The sequence below is a fragment of the Lederbergia citri genome (genome assembly GCF_018343625.1).
Taxonomy (GTDB): domain Bacteria; phylum Bacillota; class Bacilli; order Bacillales; family Bacillaceae_C; genus Lederbergia; species Lederbergia citri.
Window position 1 is genome coordinate 1363299 of record NZ_JAGYPG010000002.1, and the last position, 18945, is coordinate 1382243.

18 protein-coding genes are annotated in these 18945 nt (G+C 37.1%); 6 read left to right on the plus strand and 12 right to left on the minus strand.

All coding sequences use genetic code 11. From position 1 onward, the window contains the following. Positions 1-7: 7 nt before the first annotated feature. From KHA97_RS15160 to KHA97_RS15170, 3 genes are read right to left on the minus strand one after another with little or no spacing between them, the layout of a single operon-like run. On the minus strand, positions 8-1549 hold the full coding sequence (locus KHA97_RS15160) for a response regulator (RefSeq protein ID WP_213125539.1): 1542 nt from the start codon (positions 1547-1549) through the stop codon (positions 8-10). Position 1550: 1 nt separating this feature from the next. Further along, entirely contained in the window at positions 1551-2990 is a 1440-nt protein-coding gene (locus tag KHA97_RS15165) for a sensor histidine kinase (RefSeq protein ID WP_213125540.1), read from the minus strand. Beyond that, positions 2987-3964: a substrate-binding domain-containing protein gene (locus tag KHA97_RS15170; protein ID WP_213125541.1), complete on the minus strand. Its 978-nt coding sequence runs from the start codon at positions 3962-3964 to the stop codon at positions 2987-2989. Before KHA97_RS15170 ends, KHA97_RS15165 begins: the two co-directional genes overlap by 4 nt. Positions 3965-4475: 511 nt before the next feature. On the opposite strand from KHA97_RS15170, the gene KHA97_RS15175 reads away from it, so the two are divergent. Both KHA97_RS15175 and KHA97_RS15180 read left to right on the plus strand, forming a co-directional pair. After that, complete coding sequence (locus KHA97_RS15175; protein ID WP_213125542.1) at positions 4476-5414, plus strand: phosphotransferase enzyme family protein; 939 nt, start codon at positions 4476-4478, stop codon at positions 5412-5414. A 430-nt stretch (positions 5415-5844) separates the two neighbouring features. After that, the gene (locus KHA97_RS15180) at positions 5845-7242 is read left to right on the plus strand and encodes a purine-cytosine permease family protein (protein ID WP_213125806.1); all 1398 of its coding nucleotides are present in this window, start codon (positions 5845-5847) and stop codon (positions 7240-7242) included. Positions 7243-7303: 61 nt separating this feature from the next. On the opposite strand, the gene KHA97_RS15185 is transcribed toward KHA97_RS15180, so the two are convergent. Beyond that, positions 7304-8068, minus strand: a complete 765-nt coding sequence (locus KHA97_RS15185) for a basic secretory protein-like protein (protein ID WP_213125543.1) — start codon at positions 8066-8068, stop codon at positions 7304-7306. A 539-nt stretch (positions 8069-8607) separates the two neighbouring features. Next, a complete protein-coding gene (locus tag KHA97_RS15190) occupies positions 8608-9195 on the minus strand; it encodes a hypothetical protein (RefSeq protein ID WP_213125544.1) in 588 nt (195 codons plus the stop codon). Between the two features lie 187 nt (positions 9196-9382). Here KHA97_RS15190 and KHA97_RS15195 point away from each other — a divergent pair, with 187 nt between their 5' ends. Then, complete coding sequence (locus tag KHA97_RS15195; protein WP_213125546.1) at positions 9383-9832, plus strand: CoxG family protein; 450 nt, start codon at positions 9383-9385, stop codon at positions 9830-9832. A 135-nt stretch (positions 9833-9967) separates the two neighbouring features. Here KHA97_RS15195 and KHA97_RS15200 read toward each other — a convergent pair whose 3' ends face one another. Next, the gene (locus KHA97_RS15200) at positions 9968-10624 is read right to left on the minus strand and encodes a GDSL-type esterase/lipase family protein (protein WP_213125547.1); all 657 of its coding nucleotides are present in this window, start codon (positions 10622-10624) and stop codon (positions 9968-9970) included. Positions 10625-10891: 267 nt separating this feature from the next. On the opposite strand from KHA97_RS15200, the gene KHA97_RS15205 reads away from it, so the two are divergent. After that, a complete protein-coding gene (locus KHA97_RS15205; RefSeq protein WP_213125548.1) occupies positions 10892-11368 on the plus strand; it encodes a hypothetical protein in 477 nt (158 codons plus the stop codon). Positions 11369-11712: 344 nt separating this feature from the next. On the opposite strand, the gene KHA97_RS15210 is transcribed toward KHA97_RS15205, so the two are convergent. Then, positions 11713-12336 carry an NUDIX hydrolase gene (locus tag KHA97_RS15210; RefSeq protein WP_213125549.1) on the minus strand — a complete coding sequence of 208 codons (624 nt, stop codon included), beginning with the start codon at positions 12334-12336 and terminating at the stop codon, positions 11713-11715. A gap of 167 nt (positions 12337-12503) precedes the next feature. On the opposite strand from KHA97_RS15210, the gene KHA97_RS15215 reads away from it, so the two are divergent. After that, positions 12504-13112 carry a hypothetical protein gene (locus tag KHA97_RS15215; RefSeq protein ID WP_213125550.1) on the plus strand — a complete coding sequence of 203 codons (609 nt, stop codon included), beginning with the start codon at positions 12504-12506 and terminating at the stop codon, positions 13110-13112. 567 nt (positions 13113-13679) lie between these two features. Next, on the plus strand, positions 13680-15020 hold the full coding sequence (gene brnQ / locus KHA97_RS15220; protein WP_213125551.1) for a branched-chain amino acid transport system II carrier protein: 1341 nt from the start codon (positions 13680-13682) through the stop codon (positions 15018-15020). A 178-nt stretch (positions 15021-15198) separates the two neighbouring features. Here brnQ and KHA97_RS15225 read toward each other — a convergent pair whose 3' ends face one another. The 5 genes from KHA97_RS15225 to KHA97_RS15240 all read right to left on the minus strand — a co-directional run bounded on the left by KHA97_RS15225 (position 15199) and on the right by KHA97_RS15240 (position 18905). Continuing rightward, entirely contained in the window at positions 15199-16347 is a 1149-nt protein-coding gene (locus KHA97_RS15225; protein WP_213125552.1) for a glycosyltransferase family 4 protein, read from the minus strand. Positions 16348-16366: 19 nt separating this feature from the next. Further along, positions 16367-16711: a phosphatase PAP2 family protein gene (locus tag KHA97_RS24475; protein WP_325167460.1), complete on the minus strand. Its 345-nt coding sequence runs from the start codon at positions 16709-16711 to the stop codon at positions 16367-16369. Further along, positions 16708-16908 carry a hypothetical protein gene (locus KHA97_RS24480; protein ID WP_325167461.1) on the minus strand — a complete coding sequence of 67 codons (201 nt, stop codon included), beginning with the start codon at positions 16906-16908 and terminating at the stop codon, positions 16708-16710. Before KHA97_RS24480 ends, KHA97_RS24475 begins: the two co-directional genes overlap by 4 nt. A 314-nt stretch (positions 16909-17222) precedes the next feature. Beyond that, on the minus strand, positions 17223-17795 hold the full coding sequence (locus tag KHA97_RS15235; protein WP_213125553.1) for a dihydrofolate reductase family protein: 573 nt from the start codon (positions 17793-17795) through the stop codon (positions 17223-17225). Positions 17796-18068: 273 nt separating this feature from the next. Beyond that, positions 18069-18905, minus strand: a complete 837-nt coding sequence (locus tag KHA97_RS15240) for a helix-turn-helix domain-containing protein (protein ID WP_213125554.1) — start codon at positions 18903-18905, stop codon at positions 18069-18071. Positions 18906-18945 lie beyond the last annotated feature (40 nt).

Sequence of the window (18945 nt, forward strand, 5' to 3'; positions counted from 1 at the left end):
TATCTCGTTACGCCTTTACCCCCAGTAGTGATTTTCGATATTCGGTAGGCGACGCGCCATACATCTTTCTAAAAACCTTACTGAAATAGTTGGGATCTTGATATCCAACTTCAAATGTGATTTCTTTCAGGCTTTTTTCAGGATTCAACATCAATTTTCTTGCTTTTTCTAATCGGCATTCCGTTAAGAAAGCTATATAGTTCACACCTAACTGCTCTTTAAAAAGCTTGCTAATATAAATAGGGCTTAGTTCAAAGATTTGCGCAATCCCGTCTAAGGAAATTTCTTTATGGGAATGTTCAACGATATACTGCTTAATCTGTTTAATCGTGTCGTCTTCAACCTGGTTTTGATACTCGATACAAGACTGCCACATTTGGTTGAGTAAATGATTCGTTTCCGTACGTAATTGCCGGAAATCTTTTATTAGAAAAGAATATAAAGGAGTATCTGGTTCCACTCCGATTTCATTTAACACCCGTGATGCAATCCAAAGCAGTTCCAAGACGCGTTGCTGCGTTTCTATTAAACTGACACCCTTCTTCTCGAAAAACTCAATTAACTCCGAAACCTCTTTCATGATTTCCTGCCATTGGCCATTGCGAATCAAATCAAAAAACTTATTTTCAAGTTTTTTCGAATTAAATCCGTCTATTCTTTTGTTGTCCATAGGTATATCTGAATAAAAACGATATTTAACAGGGAGCGTGCTATCCTTCGTAGCAATCAGCGATTCTTGATATGATAGCCGTATTTTCTCCAAGGAATTGCAAACATTCCCAATCCCGATAAACCACCCCGTCTTATCGTCGGTTTTGGCTACAGATAAAATTTCTCTTGCAAGAGTAATCGCTTGGTTGCGAAAAGATTGACCTTGCTGCCTAAACACGATAATCGGAATTTGGCGTCCATATAACGTACCAACCCATGCACTTCCTATTTTTCTAGCCCTTTGTTTAATGTCTGCGTACAGGCTTCCATTATCATGCGGCAATACAACACTCATGACAAACTTTTCACTTGTCATCGGAGTATGTAACAACCCTACTAACTCGTCCAAATGGATTTCGTGAACGTGATCGAATAATAACTGTGTGACAACATCTGTTTCAACAATCGTTAATGCTTTTTTTAATACGTTTTGCTGAAGGAGGCTCTCTTGTTGAGACTTTTCTTCTTCATCAATTTGGTTGAATAGTTTACTAACCGTTTGCACGACCTCATTGGCCTTGCTCGGTTTTAGCAAATAATCCTTCACACCTAGTTTTATCGCTGATTTTGCATAATCAAATTCTGCATATGCCGTAATCATAATAAACTTGGTATTAGGATTTGCTTCACTCATTGTCTCAATTGTCTCAAGCCCACTCATTCCCGGCATCTTAATATCCATTAATACCAAATCCGGTCTAAATGACTCTGCTATTTCCAAAGCCATTTTTCCGTTTTTTGCTTCTTCTATCTTAATTTCCGGAAAGTTGTTTAATAGTATTGCTCGTAAACCTTCCCTTACAATTTGTTCATCATCAACGATAAGAAGTCGCTTCATTTCATTCCCCTCTCTTTGTTTTTGGTATCTTTAAAATAACCTTTGTGCCGACTCCAATATTGCTTTCTATATCAAATAAGTCATTACGGTTGTAAAACAAGCTCAATCGCTTGACCACATTATTTATTCCGATTCCTGTAAAATGGCCTTCTGGTTTTTTCGTATTCACCTGGAGCATTTGCTGAACTCTCTCTTCCGTCATACCCGGACCATCATCTTCCATTTCAATTCTTACGTGATCAACACCATCAATTACACGAAACCATATGCTTCCACCATTCTCTGCAGGTTCAATCGCGTGTATGACGGCGTTTTCTACAATGGGCTGTAAGGTTAGACGGGGAATTTCCACGTCCAAACACGATTCATCAATCTCCATTTGAAATTGCAGTCGATCTGTAAATCTAGCATTTTGAATATCTATGTATTGTTTAAGAACCTGTACCTCTTCAAAAAGCGAAGCAGAATTTTCCAGTTTATTAATGTTATAACGCAATAGCCCCGCCACACTGACTAAAAGATCACTCGTTTCTTCAGATCCTTCTAGATAAGCCTTTTTAGAAAGTATGTCTAGTGTGTTGTAAAGGAAATGAGGATTAATTTGACTTTGTAGACTGCGAAGCTGACTTTCCTGTAAAAGCAGCTTACTTTGCTGCAGCTCATGCTCCAATTGCGCCTTCTGTTTTATTTCAGATAAATAGTTATTAATATTTATACGCATCTTATCGAACATTTTAGCGAGGAATGCAATTTCATCATTGGAATCAACCTCTATTTTCAAATCAAAGCGCCCCATTGATAAATCATGTGCCGCCTGTGTCAGCTTATTGACCGGCCTTGTGATTCTTTTCGAAAACCAATGAGCCGATAGCAATAGCAGCAATGTAATTAAAAGCAATAGCCACGTTCCGAGCTTCTTTAATTCTTGCGAGCTATCAATAATACCGCGGTAGAAACGATCATACGTTTTTAGTTCCGTATCAATTAAAGTAAGCGTCATTTCGGAAATATATTTTGAAATCCGACTCGCTTCGGAAAAGGCACTCAAGTAATCTTCTGTTTGTTGCTCCGTAAGGGCTAAAACGGATTGATTCGTCGTTTCAAGAAGACTATCGATTAAGTTTTCGTAGTTCGTGAGTGCATAATCATTATCTATATTCCTAAACTTTGAAACTTTATTTTTCGTTTTCTCGATCTTTTTCTTATTAGCAGTGATCTCATCTAAATTAGCCGCTGTCGGTTCAATTAAGTAGTTATTAAGAGCTGCTACCATTTGCTGGCTTTCACTCGTGACCTCGCTCATAATCAAATATCGTTCCAATATATAATTGTACTGACTTTGCATTTTTTGATTGTAATACGTAAGTGAAGCCCAAATCGCTACCATAATGAATAGAACCGCTATGACGAGCACTAATATTTTTTTCTGAATACTGTTCATCTTACATCCGTCGCCTTTACAATCCGAATATCGGTTTTATATCCATTTAAATCGAGTGGAACTTTCTCATTGTTAAGCCAGTCCAAAATTAGTTTCACACTCATCGTTCCCATCTCTTCCGGAGACTGCTCGATGATTCCATCAATCTTCCCCTGATTCAGCAAAGAGATAGATTCATAATCATCGTCACATGAATAAATAAAATAGCGCTCAATTTGCGATCTGCTCTCAATCTCTTGTACCATAGCGGCCAGTATATCGGCATTTATAGCAATAAAAGCATTTATATTCGGATGTCGGTTTAAGACATCTTTCGTCGTTGCGATGACTTGTTCTCTCGCATCCTGCATCTCTATTTCAGTAATTTGAATGTTTGGATATTCCTTTAAGACATCTTTAATCCCTTCCAAGCGCTGTTCTTGAAAATATTGATGCTGCATATCAATCATGATCGCTACTTCTCCCTCAGTCCCCATATCAACGAGTAACTGTTCGCCGATCATCTTTCCGGCTAAGTATTGATCTGACCCTACATACGACTTTCTAAGACTATCCCCCATCGGAACGTCGTTTGCGACAGTAATAATCGGAATTCCGTATGAAGCCGCTTTTATTTTCGTCAAGGTTTTAAACTCATCTGTATCTAATCCTTGCACGATAATTCCATCCACTTGCGAATAGATGGCGATTTCAATCTTTTTTAAAAAATCCTCTTGGTTATTACCATAGCTTCCCCAAACTTCAAGACTAGCAGACTCCTTCTTTGCCTCTTCCTTGGCACTATTTGCAACCTTGTCCCAAAAAGGAGTCTCCAACTCCTGTGTAATCAATACGAGACGGTGCTTCGTATCCACTTGTTCTGTCGTTCGAGGCAGCTCCCAATCTTTTGTAAAAACTTTACTTCCAGAAACGATCGTAAAATAAAAAAGGACGACACAAACTAAACCAAGTATAACGATCACGAACTTACGCAAGAGATGTATCACCCTTTCCTTAGTAAGCCTTTGTATATTTTAGCACAATTTGGAAATATGAAATTCGATGTATCGGAATATTCTAAGTGTAATAATAGGTAAAAAGTATTATATATACCAAATTATAACATTGCCTACCCGAAAAATGTTAGCCATTAATAATCTAATCGGTGTTCGGTCACAATGATTGCTTATTTTTGCAAGGTTTTCTATATAATAGGAACAATATTTTTCTCATTTTAGTATTCATACAAAAACCTCTAAAACATAGAGTTGGCTCATACAAAGAATCTTACAAAGATTAAACCTATATCCCGGTTTCCACATAATGCATTTAGGATTTTTTGGCTCTCTTTCTACTAGCTATTACTACAGTTTTCAAATAAATCTGGATATTTATGTTATGATCGTATTTGAGTGAGTCCTAAAAAATATTGTCTATTACTAGTGAGCTAACAAAATCTAGATTTCAAAATGATGAACTTATTTATATTGACGGGAGAATAGCTATATGAAAAAAAAGATACTAGAATCCTTAAATAAAATATATCCAGTAGATTTTATAAAAATTGAGCCAGTAACCAATGAAATGTATCGATGTATTGCAGAACAAGGTATCTTTTTCGCTAGAATAACGAACTATAAAACATATGAAGAGCAGTTAGAAGAAGTTACTTATACAAACTTTTTATATAATGAAGGATTTGGTGTGCCACCAATAATCCTTTCTAAAAACAGTAATCTAGTAGAAAAGATCATGCTAGACAAGGAATTTTTAACTGTTTTATATAGAGCCGCTTCTGGCATACACTTACCGAAAAATCAATGGAATGCTAGTGTATTTAATGAATTGGGTCGGCAAATTGGTAGATTACATCGTTTAACAAAGAAATTTGAAGATATAGAGACGATTAAATATATCAAAGATTGGCATGATAATGAGGAGTATGCGTTTCTTACATATATCCCTAAAGAAGAGAGCAGTATTAGAGAAATTGCTGATGAGGTTTTATCTACAATAAAAAAATTGCCAAAATCTCATTCAACCTATGGCTTGCTGCACGGTGATTTATGGTTAGAAAACATTTTGGTAGATAACGATTCGAAATTGACGATGATTGATTTCCAAGATTGTGAGAAACATTTTTATATTTTTGATTTAGCCGTACCAATCTATAGTGCATTAGAGTATTCGTTTGTTGGGAATGGAAATATTGTTGACTATGGGCGTTCGATCACAAAAGCAATAATCGACGGGTATCAAACGGAAAATGAATTATCTCTAGATATGTTAGGTAAGCTTCCTCTGTTTATTAAATTAAAGGAAATATTCGAATACAGCTTAATGCATATGTACTGGAACAAAGAGAAGTTAACTGAAGAACAAGTACGAATCATGAACCATTTTAGAATACGAATTGAACATAATCACTCCATTCTTGAAATTTAACCAACTAATCGGACGAGTGCAAAAACCATTCTTTTTCGTGGATTTCCCTTGTTTTAGGTAGAGTACCTGAAATTTGGGACAGGGAAATCACTATAAGAGAATAGGATTTTTACCTCGTCTGTTTTTATAAGACCCTAATTCCGATTATGGTTTAACGAGTTGTTATTACGTTTTTCCCCTCAATCCTATATCTATTTCAATGATTTAATAAAGATTTTCCGAGTATTCTAGAGGAATTCTACGAAAGACGGAGGATATGGTTGGTTAGCTTAGTATAGTAAAGGCTCCTTCTACAACTTACAGAAAATTAGAATTTGAGTAACATACATTATTTTGATAACATTAAAACGTTGCATTTTTTGTGAATAGAGACGCTGTTTAAGTCCACTATGTGAAGACATACACAAAAAGGAGATGATTCATATTGGATTTGACTAAAACTAAAGATTACAAAGAAGGCAACCAAAAGTTAGGGGATGATTACTCACTAGATAGTGTCCCCCGCCACAAGAGAAACATGGGGTGGCTGAGTATTACCAATATTACATTTGGAATTGCCACTGCCATCTTCTATTTTCAAATGGGTAGTGTAATGGCGCTTAAATTTGGCGCAGTTAATGCTATCATTTCCGCGGTCTATGCTATTATTGTTGCAGGAATTCTCGGAACGTTCATTGCTCACCTATCTGCAAAGTCGGGAATGAATGTCAACCTCCTATCAAGAGGCGGAGGATTTGGATATATTGGAGCATCCTTAACCTCCTTTATTTACGCAACAAACTTTATTATGTATTGTGCATTGGAAGGACTAATATTAGTTACAGCTGTACACGAATTCTTCCCCTCAATCCCCAAATGGGCACTCATTCTTTTCTTCGGAACGATCGTTATTCCATTAAATTGGTTTGGAATAAAACAACTCGATAAATTACAAAAATGGTCCTTGCCTTTATTTTTTCTATTCTTATTGGCAGCCATCATCATGGCCGCGATGAAGCCATCAAGCTTCGATGGGATATTTTGGACTTATATGCCGGAAGGTGTCCACGTAGGAGGAACTGCCTTATTACTTTGTATCGGAATGCAGCACGGAATTATGGGACTTACTCCCCTTCTCGCATCCGATTATTCACGTTTTTTAAAACCGAAAGATCATAAAATCGGCATCTTTGCGATTGGGTTCATTCCACAAATTTTTTGCTTCGGAGTAATGGGAGGTCTTGGAATCTGGTTTGGTGTTCGTCTCGGTGAACCGAATCCCGGAGTCTATATCGTCCTTCTTCTAGGCATTTGGGGTGCGTTATTTACCGTCTTAACTCAGGTAAGAATTAACGTGACCAACATTTATAGCGGCTCTTTATCGCTATCGAATTTCTTTGAAAATATTTTTAAGTTTACTCCTGGCAGACGTTTTTGGGTCATTGTTACTGGCGTATCGGCGATTATTTTAATGCTCATGAATATTGTCGATTACCTGGAAGCCGTCATGACATTCCAAGGAGTATTTCTATTAGCATGGGCGTCAATCTTAGTAACAGATGCAACGATCGTAAAAAAGCTTTTAAAAATTGGCCCTGTGTATTATGAAGCACGGCAAGAAAACTTGCATAAATGGAATCCTGTCGGGGTCTGGTCCCTCGTGATTTCTAGTGTCCTAGGCACCATTGCTGCATCAGGCTTTATGGGAACATTCCTTCAAAGCACCGCCGCCTTCTTTGCCTCGGTCCTCGCAGCCATACTTACCGTCATCATTGCGATCTTTACGAAAGGCAAATTCTATATTAAAAAAGAAGCTGATGATATCAATAAACAAGAAAATATTGCTTAAAAAAACGGCCCTCTACTTCCTTTAGTAGAGGGTCATTTGTGTTTATGTGTATTTACCAATGTCACTTGTCGTTTTTTATTTTATATTTTACCTTTACGTCTGGATTTTCTTTGTATTCTTGCCATAGTTCATCAATAGACTTTCCGGTTAATGTTTTAAAAGAATTTAAATCATACGTATTTTGTTGGAGCTGAGCATTTAATTCATCAACAATCTTCTTATTTTTATGCTGTTCTAGCCATAATAGAAAACGAGCCGTAACCCGGTATCCACTATTATAGTTGTCTGTGTCTTTTACTACCTCTGGTAATATCCACTTTCCATCATGGGGGCCATAGGCATAACGAATATAATCTGATATCCCTTCGACTAACCACCAGTTGGAATCATCATAACGAGGATACGCCTGGGCGATATGGGATAATTCATGTGTAAACAGGGCAATATCATATGGGCGAGACACTATGTAGTCGACGCCTACAACAATCGTACCGTTACTTGCATAAGCCACGCCATCATAGGTCGGATCAAATTTCAATATGACCTTTGTGGATGCATTTTTCCAATCAGCCGAATAATCCTTTAGCAGTTTTGGAAACATTTTAAAATAAAGCTCCACAAAGTCCGGAATAATAGTTTGAAGATCAGGATTATTAGGATCTGCAATTACTTCTAATTGATAACCCCTTTTTTCATAAAGTTTGCTGTCATGTTGTTGTATCGTAGATGTAGGAGCACTATCTTCTGCAAATGCATGTTGCACCGCTGTAAAACTACTAAATATCAAACTTCCACATAGGAAACTAGCTGCAATTTTCCTTTTCATTTTCCCACTCCTCTAATGTTTTTAAAGACTGAAAGTGATTGTTCGCGCTTACAATTTTCTGCACTAACCACCTCTCTTCTACATAAAAAGGAACAGCTCGTGGTGATATTGAATATGATAGTTTAATAGTATAATTTAATGTCATTTCTTGTAAATGGGCCAATTGGTTGCATATTTTCAAGTCTTTTGTTCCTATTTTAATAATAAAAGTGGATGAAGAAACAAGGCAAAATGGGGTTTAAAATCAAAAAAGGAATACACTTTAATTAAAAATGCATCCCTTCCTTCATTTTTCTGAGAATAAAACACTATTACCTTCTACTCACTAAATATCAAAAGAATTGGTGTAAGTAACATAAAAAATAATCCTCTACTTGCTTTCGTAGAGGGTGACTTGTTTTCTAATTATCCATACACTAAATGATGAACTCTCAACAAAAGGAGCCTTATATTATTTTAAAAAGGCTCCTATTCAGGATAATCTTTGTGCTAAAAGACACTGCCAAGAGATCTTAAATAAAACTCGTAACTGACACGATTTAACTAATGTTATTAGTTTTTAAAACTTTAATGGACATCCAAAGTACGGCTACTAATGAAAGTATAAAACCAATAAAACCAAAAAATTCGTTCATACTTTCAAAGAAGGATGCTACCCCTGCTAAAATAAGCAGCAAGCCCGGCCAACGCATAATATTACCTTTCATTAAAATGGCTAAACCGAAAAGAACTGAGCCTACACCTCCTAAATAATTGGATGTCATCATTGCCTCTTTTATTGGTGAAGGCAGCTCACTGTTGGCAAGTTCCCCAATATTCATCGATGAGTTAAGATCATTAATTACAGGATAGGAAAATGAATTTATCTCGACAATACCAATTGTCCAAATAGACCCTATGAACATAACAATGAAGCCGATAAAACCAAAAACCCCTAAAGCAACAGATTGACTAAAATATGCTGCCATAACTCCAAACAAGATCAAGACCAATCCCAAGATATTCAAATAGTTACCGACAAGAGATTCCGCTCCTGTTGCAATGTTTATGATAACGCTTATAACAGTAATGACAAAACCTAAAACACCCATCACACCGAAAGACCGTACAAATTGATTAGTCGTCACATTCTTGTCCTCCCTTCGAAGTCATATTTTATTGAATAAAGAATATTATGCTAAACAATCGAAGGTTATGACAGTTGGCATGTTCCTCCCAAAAAAAGCTATATACGCTGGGGACAAATCCCCTTTTGTTGGAACGAACATATATTACATGAAGGTCGTCATATCGATATAGAAAGAAGGAAAAGGTATGCCAAGCGGAATGCATCAAGTTGAGGTGGATTTACCAATTTATAAGGTTTGGAATTTTGTGAAGGACATGGATAACTGGGCCCCACTTATTCCTGGATATATTCAACATCGGAAATTTACGAACCGTCAGTCGATCTGGGAATTTTATAGTGATATTGGAATTATAAAGAAAAAGATGAGTCTAATGGTTACGATAAAAGAATGGATCGAACCGACAAAGGTCACCTTCGATTTAAAGGGAGAAAGTGGAAAACTTTCAGGCGGAGGATATTATCTAGCGGAATCAATCGGTAAAAATAAAACGAGGATAACAGGCCATCTTGACATCACTGCAAGAGGCGCAATGGGACGAATGGTTAATGAGGTTTTAAAATCTTATGTTCCAAAAGTGACGGAAGAAATGGTTATGGCTATCGCCGCAAAATTGGAGGAGCCTAATCGAATATAATGTTGTTTCTAAAGTTAATCAGCAAAAGAGGGGCAGCTTACTTTTTAGCTAATGTACAGAAAGGCAGCCCCTTTTCGTGTTGCTAAAACTTCACACCTTCCCACTCCGAATGCCATGCTTGCAAAGAGCTTCAATTCAATTCTCCCCCTGACAAATCTCCAACGGGGAATATCCTAATCTACTAATAGCTAATGCCATTTGATAATACCCCTCACCATTGGGGTGAATACCTCCGTGGGACAATAAAGCCTTTTCCTTCCCTTTAAAAATACTAAAGATATCAGCTACTTTCACATTGTTTTCCGAATTAAAACTAGCAATCATCGAATTATACTCTTTAATCCCCGCCTCTGCTATCGGAATGTCGGGAAATGGATTGTATAAATTCGTTAGCCGTATGATGTAATGTTCCTGTTTGTCTAGATGGTGTAGTCTTTCTAATATTTTTAAGTAATGATCCCTAGATTGTTGAATAGCCTGAGCCACACTTTCAGCGTTTGTATTTGTTATAAATCCTTTTGCTGCGTTTATTAAATCATTCCCTCCCGCTGTTATCGTAATGATATTTGCATGGCTGACAGCTTCCATAACAATCGGGGAATGAAGCATCGTTAAAATATCCTCTGTCGTTGCTCCTGGCCTTGCATATTTTTGATAAGGGATAGGCCTTTTTAAAATTTGCCGACTTATGCCCTTGTAATATTCAACAAATCCGGGCTCAAAAAAAGGAACACCAATACCCGCAGTAAGTGAATCGCCTATCGCGAGATAACGTAAAGGATTGCAATCCATAGTCCACCTCAATTAATTAATTATTCCTATCATATTCAAATGCAAAGAATGTGTATCCCCTTCTTACCTATCATAGATAATTGTAAGTGGTCTGAAATTGGCTTTTCTTGTATAGGGTCAAGCAAAATCTTTTAAAAGCCACAAAAATTACTGATTTTCCCATTAATGAGTGTGAATTACTAGATACTTAGCGATTGTTTCTGCATTCATATTTTTTCCTATTTCAGGGGACGCTATCTCTACAGATCTTACTGGAGGGAACTTGAAATGATGAAATTAATGAGATATAACAAGCTAATACTAATATTAATGATGGTCTTTTCGTGGCTTTCACTTCTTTCGTTAGGAAAAAGCTCCTTCAAAAGGTTTCTTCCAGCAGGGATATTAATTGCCTTCATTACACGGTTAGAAAATGTTATGGCTAAAAAAAGAACTTGGTGGTGGTGGTATGAAAAACTCCATCCTAAATTATCAGGCTCATTTCCTTTTGTATGGGGTCCATTTATAGTTAGTTCCATATGGATTCTAAAATTTACATATGGCAAGCCTTTCCGATATCTACTAGTAAATTTAATAGCTGATTCGATTTTCGTTTATATTTTAATTGATAAGTGGCTAACAAAATGGGGGATTGCCTCATTAGTGCGAATGAAAAAAATACAATTATCCTGTCTATTATTTATAGACACTTTGCTTTTATATGGATTTCAATTTCTTATAGAAAAAGTGAGAGGGAATAAATAGAACGGTTAAGGTGATGGAGAGTAAAAACTGACGCAACTCATGGTGGATTCCTTACCTAACGGGATCTCCAACGCATGTGCGAGCTGATTATGATAAATACTTTAGTCATACATTTATTTTTACCTACAATAAAAAATCGTATTATTCCAGATGCACAGCATGTTGGGGTAGGAATCCTTTATTGACCACACAAATTATTTAGGGAATCAATTATTTAAAGCTTCAATTGAGGGATTTTAAACATGAATAAAATAGAAGAATGCAAGCATTATTCTATTTTATTCATGGGAGTAACGATAATTAATTCGAAGAGAATGTTCCAAGGCGATAGAGGCATATCAAAATTATCCTTCTTTTATCATCTCGATAAAATGCTTTAAAATCCTGGCTGTAAACCCCCAAATGGTATACTTCTCATAATCGAAAAACCATTCTTCCATTGAACGAGTTCTCCATTGATACCCGGCACCGTTCATTATTTTTTCAAAAGGAAAATCTGTTGAAGGCATTGGTTGAAGGGAAACTAAATGCATATAAGGCTCATAATCTAATAGCCATTTGACGGGTACCGTAAATACCTCTGCAACTTCTTCTTTGTTATATGAATGAATGATTTGATCGTAATCTATGATTCCTATAAATGGGTAGATCACAAAAGAAGGAAAAGCAACAAAGGGACTTAATTGTCCTAAAACCGTGACCTTTTGTGTATCAACACCTAATTCTTCATATGTTTCTCGTAAAGCGGCCGCCAATGGGGATTCATCAGTAGCATCAATTTTACCACCGGGAAAACAAATATCACCTGGCTGTTTTCTCATAGTAGTTGCACGAACTTCAAAAAGGACATGCCATTCATTTTCCACTTGAACTAACGGAATCAAAACGGCTGAACGAAAAGCTGTGTCCTCCCCTATAAACAGAGATTTATTTTGATTTAACTGTTCTTGCAGTTTATCTAGGAACATACATATCCCCCTTTCCATGCTTATATTCATTTTATCGTATCACCAATAAATTGATAGGAGAATATCAGAATGTTATTTACCTCATGTCATAGGTAATATTAACCAATTTTAACTCATATGTTCTTATTGAACAATTGGAATATTAATTATTAAAGGAGGTTGAGAACATGACGTTCACGAAGGCTGTTAGGGTATTTTCGGTGTTCGGAATTTTAGGATTTTTATTTACGATTGCACACTTCATTCTCGTTGTTTCGACTGGGGGAGCCGATTCTATCATTCTTAACTATTTGGACATTACGGCATGGATTTTTATAATGTTCGGGATGATTGCGGCGTACTTCAGTCGAATCGAAGATCTTGGAAAACTCGGATTTATCGGCATCATCATCACGCTTTTCGCTATTGCTTGGACAATCGGCATCGTCTCAGTTCATTCGTTCTCTTTCCCTATTATTCATGAACTTAGTTCGTCTATGGATCTCGCAAACGTTGCTGAGAATGCACTGCCTTCACCGATAAGAGAAGCGGAAATAACAAGCTCCATCCTAATGTTTGCGGGACCTGCGCTATTCGGATTATCCGTATTTCTGTATAACAAGCTGACACGCTGGCCGGGAGTACTGCTTATTCTTGCCGGAGTATCATCTGTTCTCGACTCCTATGTTGATATACTTGGACTTATTGCATACCTCGGTACTCCTGTAGCCATTTTTTGGTTATGCATAAAAGCCCTAAAAATCGATGATTCTGCAAGTTCGCCTTCAAACTCTTAACAGGTTCCAGTATCGTGGGATAAAGCATTTTCATTGGCAGTTGTAAAATAATTTTTAATTGATAAAGCCCGATTAACAGCCGTTAGAGGCTCCTTAATCGGGCTTTATTTTTATGGATAACTTATAATAATGTTCAGCGTAACATTTCAAATAGTTACCAACAAAGTATTCAGCTGCTGTGGCAATATTGAATATGACTGCAATAACGGAAATCACAAAACCCAAAATCCTCAACACAGCTAAAAAACCTCACAAACTAAGGAAACTCCACATTTTTGTCCTCTTTCAAAGTCATTTTTTATTGAATAATGAATAATACGTGATCCATATGAAGGATGTGACAAGTGACAAGACTCACTTGTTTTTTTATTTCACCAAAGATCAGAGCCATTTATATAGGGAAAAACGGGCGGGACTTTTATAGTGAATGTTGTTTTTTACAATTAACTAAAAATTTTCCATCTGTTGAATTTTAGATTAATAGATAGTAACATAAATTTTATTCTACATTTCATTTAGAAGATGAATTTAATATACAATAAGGCATCTAAGAAGGGAATAAATAAGATGAATCAAAAAGTAAAATTTTCAGAATATATCGCCATTGGAGTAATGTTATTTGCTTTATTCTTTGGTGCAGGGAACTTAATTTTTCCAGCACAATTAGGCCAACAAGCAGGATCGGATCTTTGGCCAGCTGTAGCGGGATTTTTGATTACTGGAGTGGGCTTGCCATTACTAGGGATTTTAGCAATGGGTTTTTCCGGTAGCAGCAACTTGCAAGAGCTTGCTAGTAGGGTGAATCCAGCTTATGCTATCTTTTTCACCTGCCTTCTCTATTTAACCATTGGTCCATTTTTTGCATTGCCGCGTACCGGCACAGTAGCATATGAAATTGGAATTGCACCCTTTGTAAATGCAGGATTTCACCAAGGTGGATTACTCATTTTTACATTGCTATTTTTCGCTGTGACCCTTTGGTTTTCGCTAAACCCGGCAAAGATTGTTGATAACGTAGGAAAAATATTGGCACCAGGCCTTGTGATTCTTCTTACTATTCTATTGTTTGCGGTTGTCCTACATCCAATGGGAGCGATTCAGGCTCCAGTGGGGGCATATGTGAGCGGGGCTTTTGTAAAAGGATTCTTAGACGGATATAACACGATGGATGCCATTGCTTCCCTCGTATTTGGGATTATTGTGGTTAATGCCATTCGTTCAATAGGAATCACATCAAAAAGAGGGATTCTTGGTGCAACTGTAAAATCAGGTCTAATTGCCATTTCTATACTCGGAGCCATTTACATTGGAATTGCATATATGGGTGCAACAAGCACAGAAACCCTTGGAATCACTGAGAACGGTGGGCCAGTTCTAAGCAATGCGGCTTCTCATTATTTTGGAGAATTTGGACTCATCATGCTGGCGGTTCTAATCATACTTGCTTGTTTAACGACTTCGATTGGCTTAACAACAGCATGTGCTGAATATTTTCAAACATTACTACCAAGGTTCAACTATAAGACGTTAGTCATATTTTTTACGACTATATCATTCATCTTTGCTAACTTTGGATTAACGAACATTATTACATTCTCCGTCCCTGTTCTCATGTTCCTTTATCCACTTGCGATTGTATTAATGATATTGACCTTTTTATCACCATTATTTCATCATAAACGAATTGTATATATCTTAACGATTGCGATTACGTTCTTGATCAGCATCTTTGATGGTTTGAAATCATTATGTGAGTCACTAGAAATTGATTATTTTGGTTGGATGGTGCCGATTGTTTCTTTCTATGAGAAGACATTACCACTATATAACCAAGGCTTAGGTTGGCTGCTTCCGGCGTTATTAGTGGTTATAATTACTGGTGTGGTGGCTCGATTACAAAGATCATAAATAAAAAAATAATCGAGTAGGAGGGCTAATTATAGTAAAATTAGCCCCCTACTCGATAATGTTGTTATAGTCCAAATACGAGGGTTATACTAATTGGGCTTTTTTTAACACAAATACACGCCAGCGGATTTTAATCTAAGCCTGGCGTTTTTTGTATCGTTTTCAATGTTTTTATAGGTTAAGCGAGCAGCTTTTCTTTTCTGTTACTATAAATTGTTTCTTCATAATCCGATAGCAATTGACCAAAAATGGTGTCCCATGATTGCTTAAGTGCATATTGTCTACCTGCCATTCCCATCGTCTTTAACATAATAGGGTTATCCAGTAGGGTTATTATTTTTTCGATATAATCGCTCGGTTCATAAGGATTGCAAAGAAAGCCTGTTTTCCCGTGCTCGATTATTTCTTTTACACTTCCTCCATTAGCGCCGATGACCGGAGTACTAGAAGCGAGAGATTCTAACACGACGTTTCCAAATGTTTCTGTAGCGGAAGGAAAAACGAATAAATCAGCTGCCGCATACGCTTTGGCAAGTTCCTCACCTTCGAGGTATCCCGTAAAAGTCACCCAATCAGCAAATTGGTTTTCCAATTTTAAGCGCATCGGTCCGTCTCCAACGATAAGCCAATGGGAAGAATGGCGAATCGATTCGGGCATCATTTCAATAATTTGTGCAAGTGTGTCCAAATTTTTCTCTGGGGCGAGGCGTGAAACAAAAAGAAAGACAAATGGTTCCTTAATGCCGTACCGACTTTTGAAGTCATTTGTTTCATAGTGAGGATGAAAAAAGTGACAATCTACTCCTCTTTTCCAAAATTGAAGATTAGTAAACCCTTTCGATTGAAGATACTGTTTCGTTTCATTGGACGGGACAAAAATTTTTGAAAAATGTTGTTTGTAAAACCATCCAAAATAACGCCATATCCAATCTGAAAGTACTTCCATCCGATAATATTTTAAATATTGGTCAAAGTGAGTATGATATGAAGCGACCATAGGGATGTCGCTTTTTTTCCCATAGTGAAGCCCGGTTAGCCCAAGGTTGAATGGAGTGGTGATGTGAATTAAATCAGGCTGAAATGCTCCAAGTTGGTTATGCATTTTTAACATGTTTGGAAAAGTAATCCTACATTCGGGGTAAAGAAAAAAAGGGAGGCTAATAGAGCGGTGGATTTGATCAATAAATAAATCTTCGCCCGGAAAATGAGGGGCATAAATTTGGTGTCGAATTTGTTCACGTTCCAAGTAAGCTGCTAATCGTTTCAACGTTTTTGCAACGCCGTTCACTTGAGGAGCAAACGTATCTGTAAACAATGCGATTTTCATCACTTAACCCTCCAGATGTTCATATTGTAAAAACAACTGCATTGAAATAAACGATGACGATTCCTGTTCCTACGCCGAGAATAGCACCCGCCATTACGTCAGAGGGATAGTGCAAACCAATATATATTCTTGAAACACCGACAATACTAGCGAGTAAAAACAAATAAATCGTCATCGACGGCACATGATACATAAAAGGTGTTACGATAGAAAAAATTGAAGTTGTGTGCCCTGAAGGGAACGAATGATCTTTAAGTAATTTAGAAAGTGTCTTTGTTTCAGGATAGGTTAAATATGGTCGATTTCGCTGATATTTTTTTTTGATAATTGAAGCTAAAATATGACTGATCGTGAGAGCAATCATACTTTCAATTCCCCAATTGCTATATGGTAAAGGCGCAATAAGGAAGCTAGCAGAACAACTGAAATGGTAAATGTTGCTCCTCCTAAATGGGTGATGGAGCGAAAAAACAAATTTAAACTTTTATGATTGCATGAATGATTAATAAAGTTAAACAGCCCCAATTCTTTTTTATGAAGCCACAATGCCAATCTACTCAAATAAAACCCTCCCTTTTACACTCATTTTAATAGTTAAATGTTTTGACCTTATTAACAGAGTGTAAAGCTTTTGTTAGTTTTTTCAAAAAATTTCATAATTGATAATTTAAGAACGGCTTTGGATTGTTTTTCACCAGAAGTTTCCATGTAATGTACCGCTTGCTGCCAACCGTTAGGATAAATTCAATGATTTTGAAATATGAAAAAGCCTAATCCCTCAATGTTTTTACAGAGGAATTAGGCTTATGATCTTCCATAAACGCGACCTATTCTTAAATAATCTGCATATTCAAGGTTCTAATGTAGGCTCAGCTCTACTTTTTTACCTCGTAATGTAGCAAAACGTTTCCAGACTTAAAGGCTTTCGTCTCTACAAGTGTAAGACCAAACTGTTTAACATGTTTAAACAGTGGCTTACCTTCTCCTGCAACAACTGGAGTAACAATAAACAAAAATTCGTTAATTAATCCTTCGTCCGCAAGTTGCTGGACGATTGTACCACTGCCCATAATAAGAATATCGGTGCCTGCTTCATCTTTTAGATTCCTTACCACTTCGACAATATTACCATCGAATAGTTTGGTGTTCTCCCAGGTAGCTTCCTTCAGCTTTTTCGAAAAGACCACTTTCGTCATGTTAGTTAACTCTTCAGCGACAGCCTTCATCTCTTGGGAGGCATGGGGATCGTCCCTTAAAGGAACCCAGCTATGCTCAAAACCCCTGTATGTAACCCCGCCCAATATGAGAGTGTCCAAGTGCCTGTTGGAATGCACGGCTTGGTCAACTTCAGGATCATGAACAAACCAATCCATTCCGAAGGTTGCGTCGTTTAAACTTGCAAAATAACCGTCAATAGAAATTCTGTTTAACATAATAATTCTTCTCATGCTAAATCGCTCCTTAGCCATTGGATAAGTACATATTACTACCGCGTCTGAGTAAATAATTGTATAATCCCGTCGCATTTGAGCTTGACCTAATAGCATTTTACAATATCAAGTGCGCACCTACCTTGTGACCCTTCCGCAAATTTACCATATGATTTTAAATTCACAATAATTATCCTTTGACTTTGGAAATTGTTAAGCACCCTTCGTTGTGTTTTACACACTCCATTATAGTCAGAAAAAGTGATTTATAAATTAAGAAACCGTCATTTTCTATAAATACGACGACCCAGCCTGGTCACTATGAAACTCACTTACTTTCATCATAATATTCTTTGGACTCACCCAGGAGAATGCTTTCATATCCCGAATAAAATGAGATTGGTCATAAAAATTAAGGATGTATGCGATATCCGACAATCGCTCGTATTGCCCCGTATTCATCAATCGCAGTGCCTCATTTATACGCTTTACCCTAATGTACACCTGTGGCTGCATGCCAACGACTCGGGCAAATCGCTTCTGGAATTGCCGCTCCGATATATGAAATGCCGACACTAAGTTCTTCACTGTAACTGATTCTATGTGTTCACGAATATAATCCAGTATCTGCTCGATTAGTTCGTCTCTCTTATTGGTTTGCTGCAGTTTTGCAATTAGAAATTCACCGAGTATATTAACCCGCTCGGCAGTTGTATTAGCGTCCAAAAGCTGTATCTCAAGCATTGTTGCACCAAATTGTTCGGGTAATAGAAATCCTTGGTTGAGTGAGGACGCATCCATGCCAAACAAAGTATAAAGAGCGTGAGACTTGAACACCACTTGTATTGATATGTATGGCTCGCTTTTGAAACACATGATACTCGGTTCCGAACCTTGCCCATGCATAAACAATCGGGGCACATTCGAGGCTTTTGCCATTCGGGTGGCAATACTTTCAATAGCAGAAGAGCCGTCAGAGGCAACATTGAATACAATACCGGGAAAACCGCTAGGACATACCTTAACTTCGAGTGCTTTTGTATCATTTTGTGACGTTATCCGGATGCACTCAATATCACGACTCAAAATGTGTGGTGATGGTATAACTTTAAAGTTTATTGTACTCATAGTCTCCTCCTTCCGATATGACGGCCCGGAACTTGAAAAA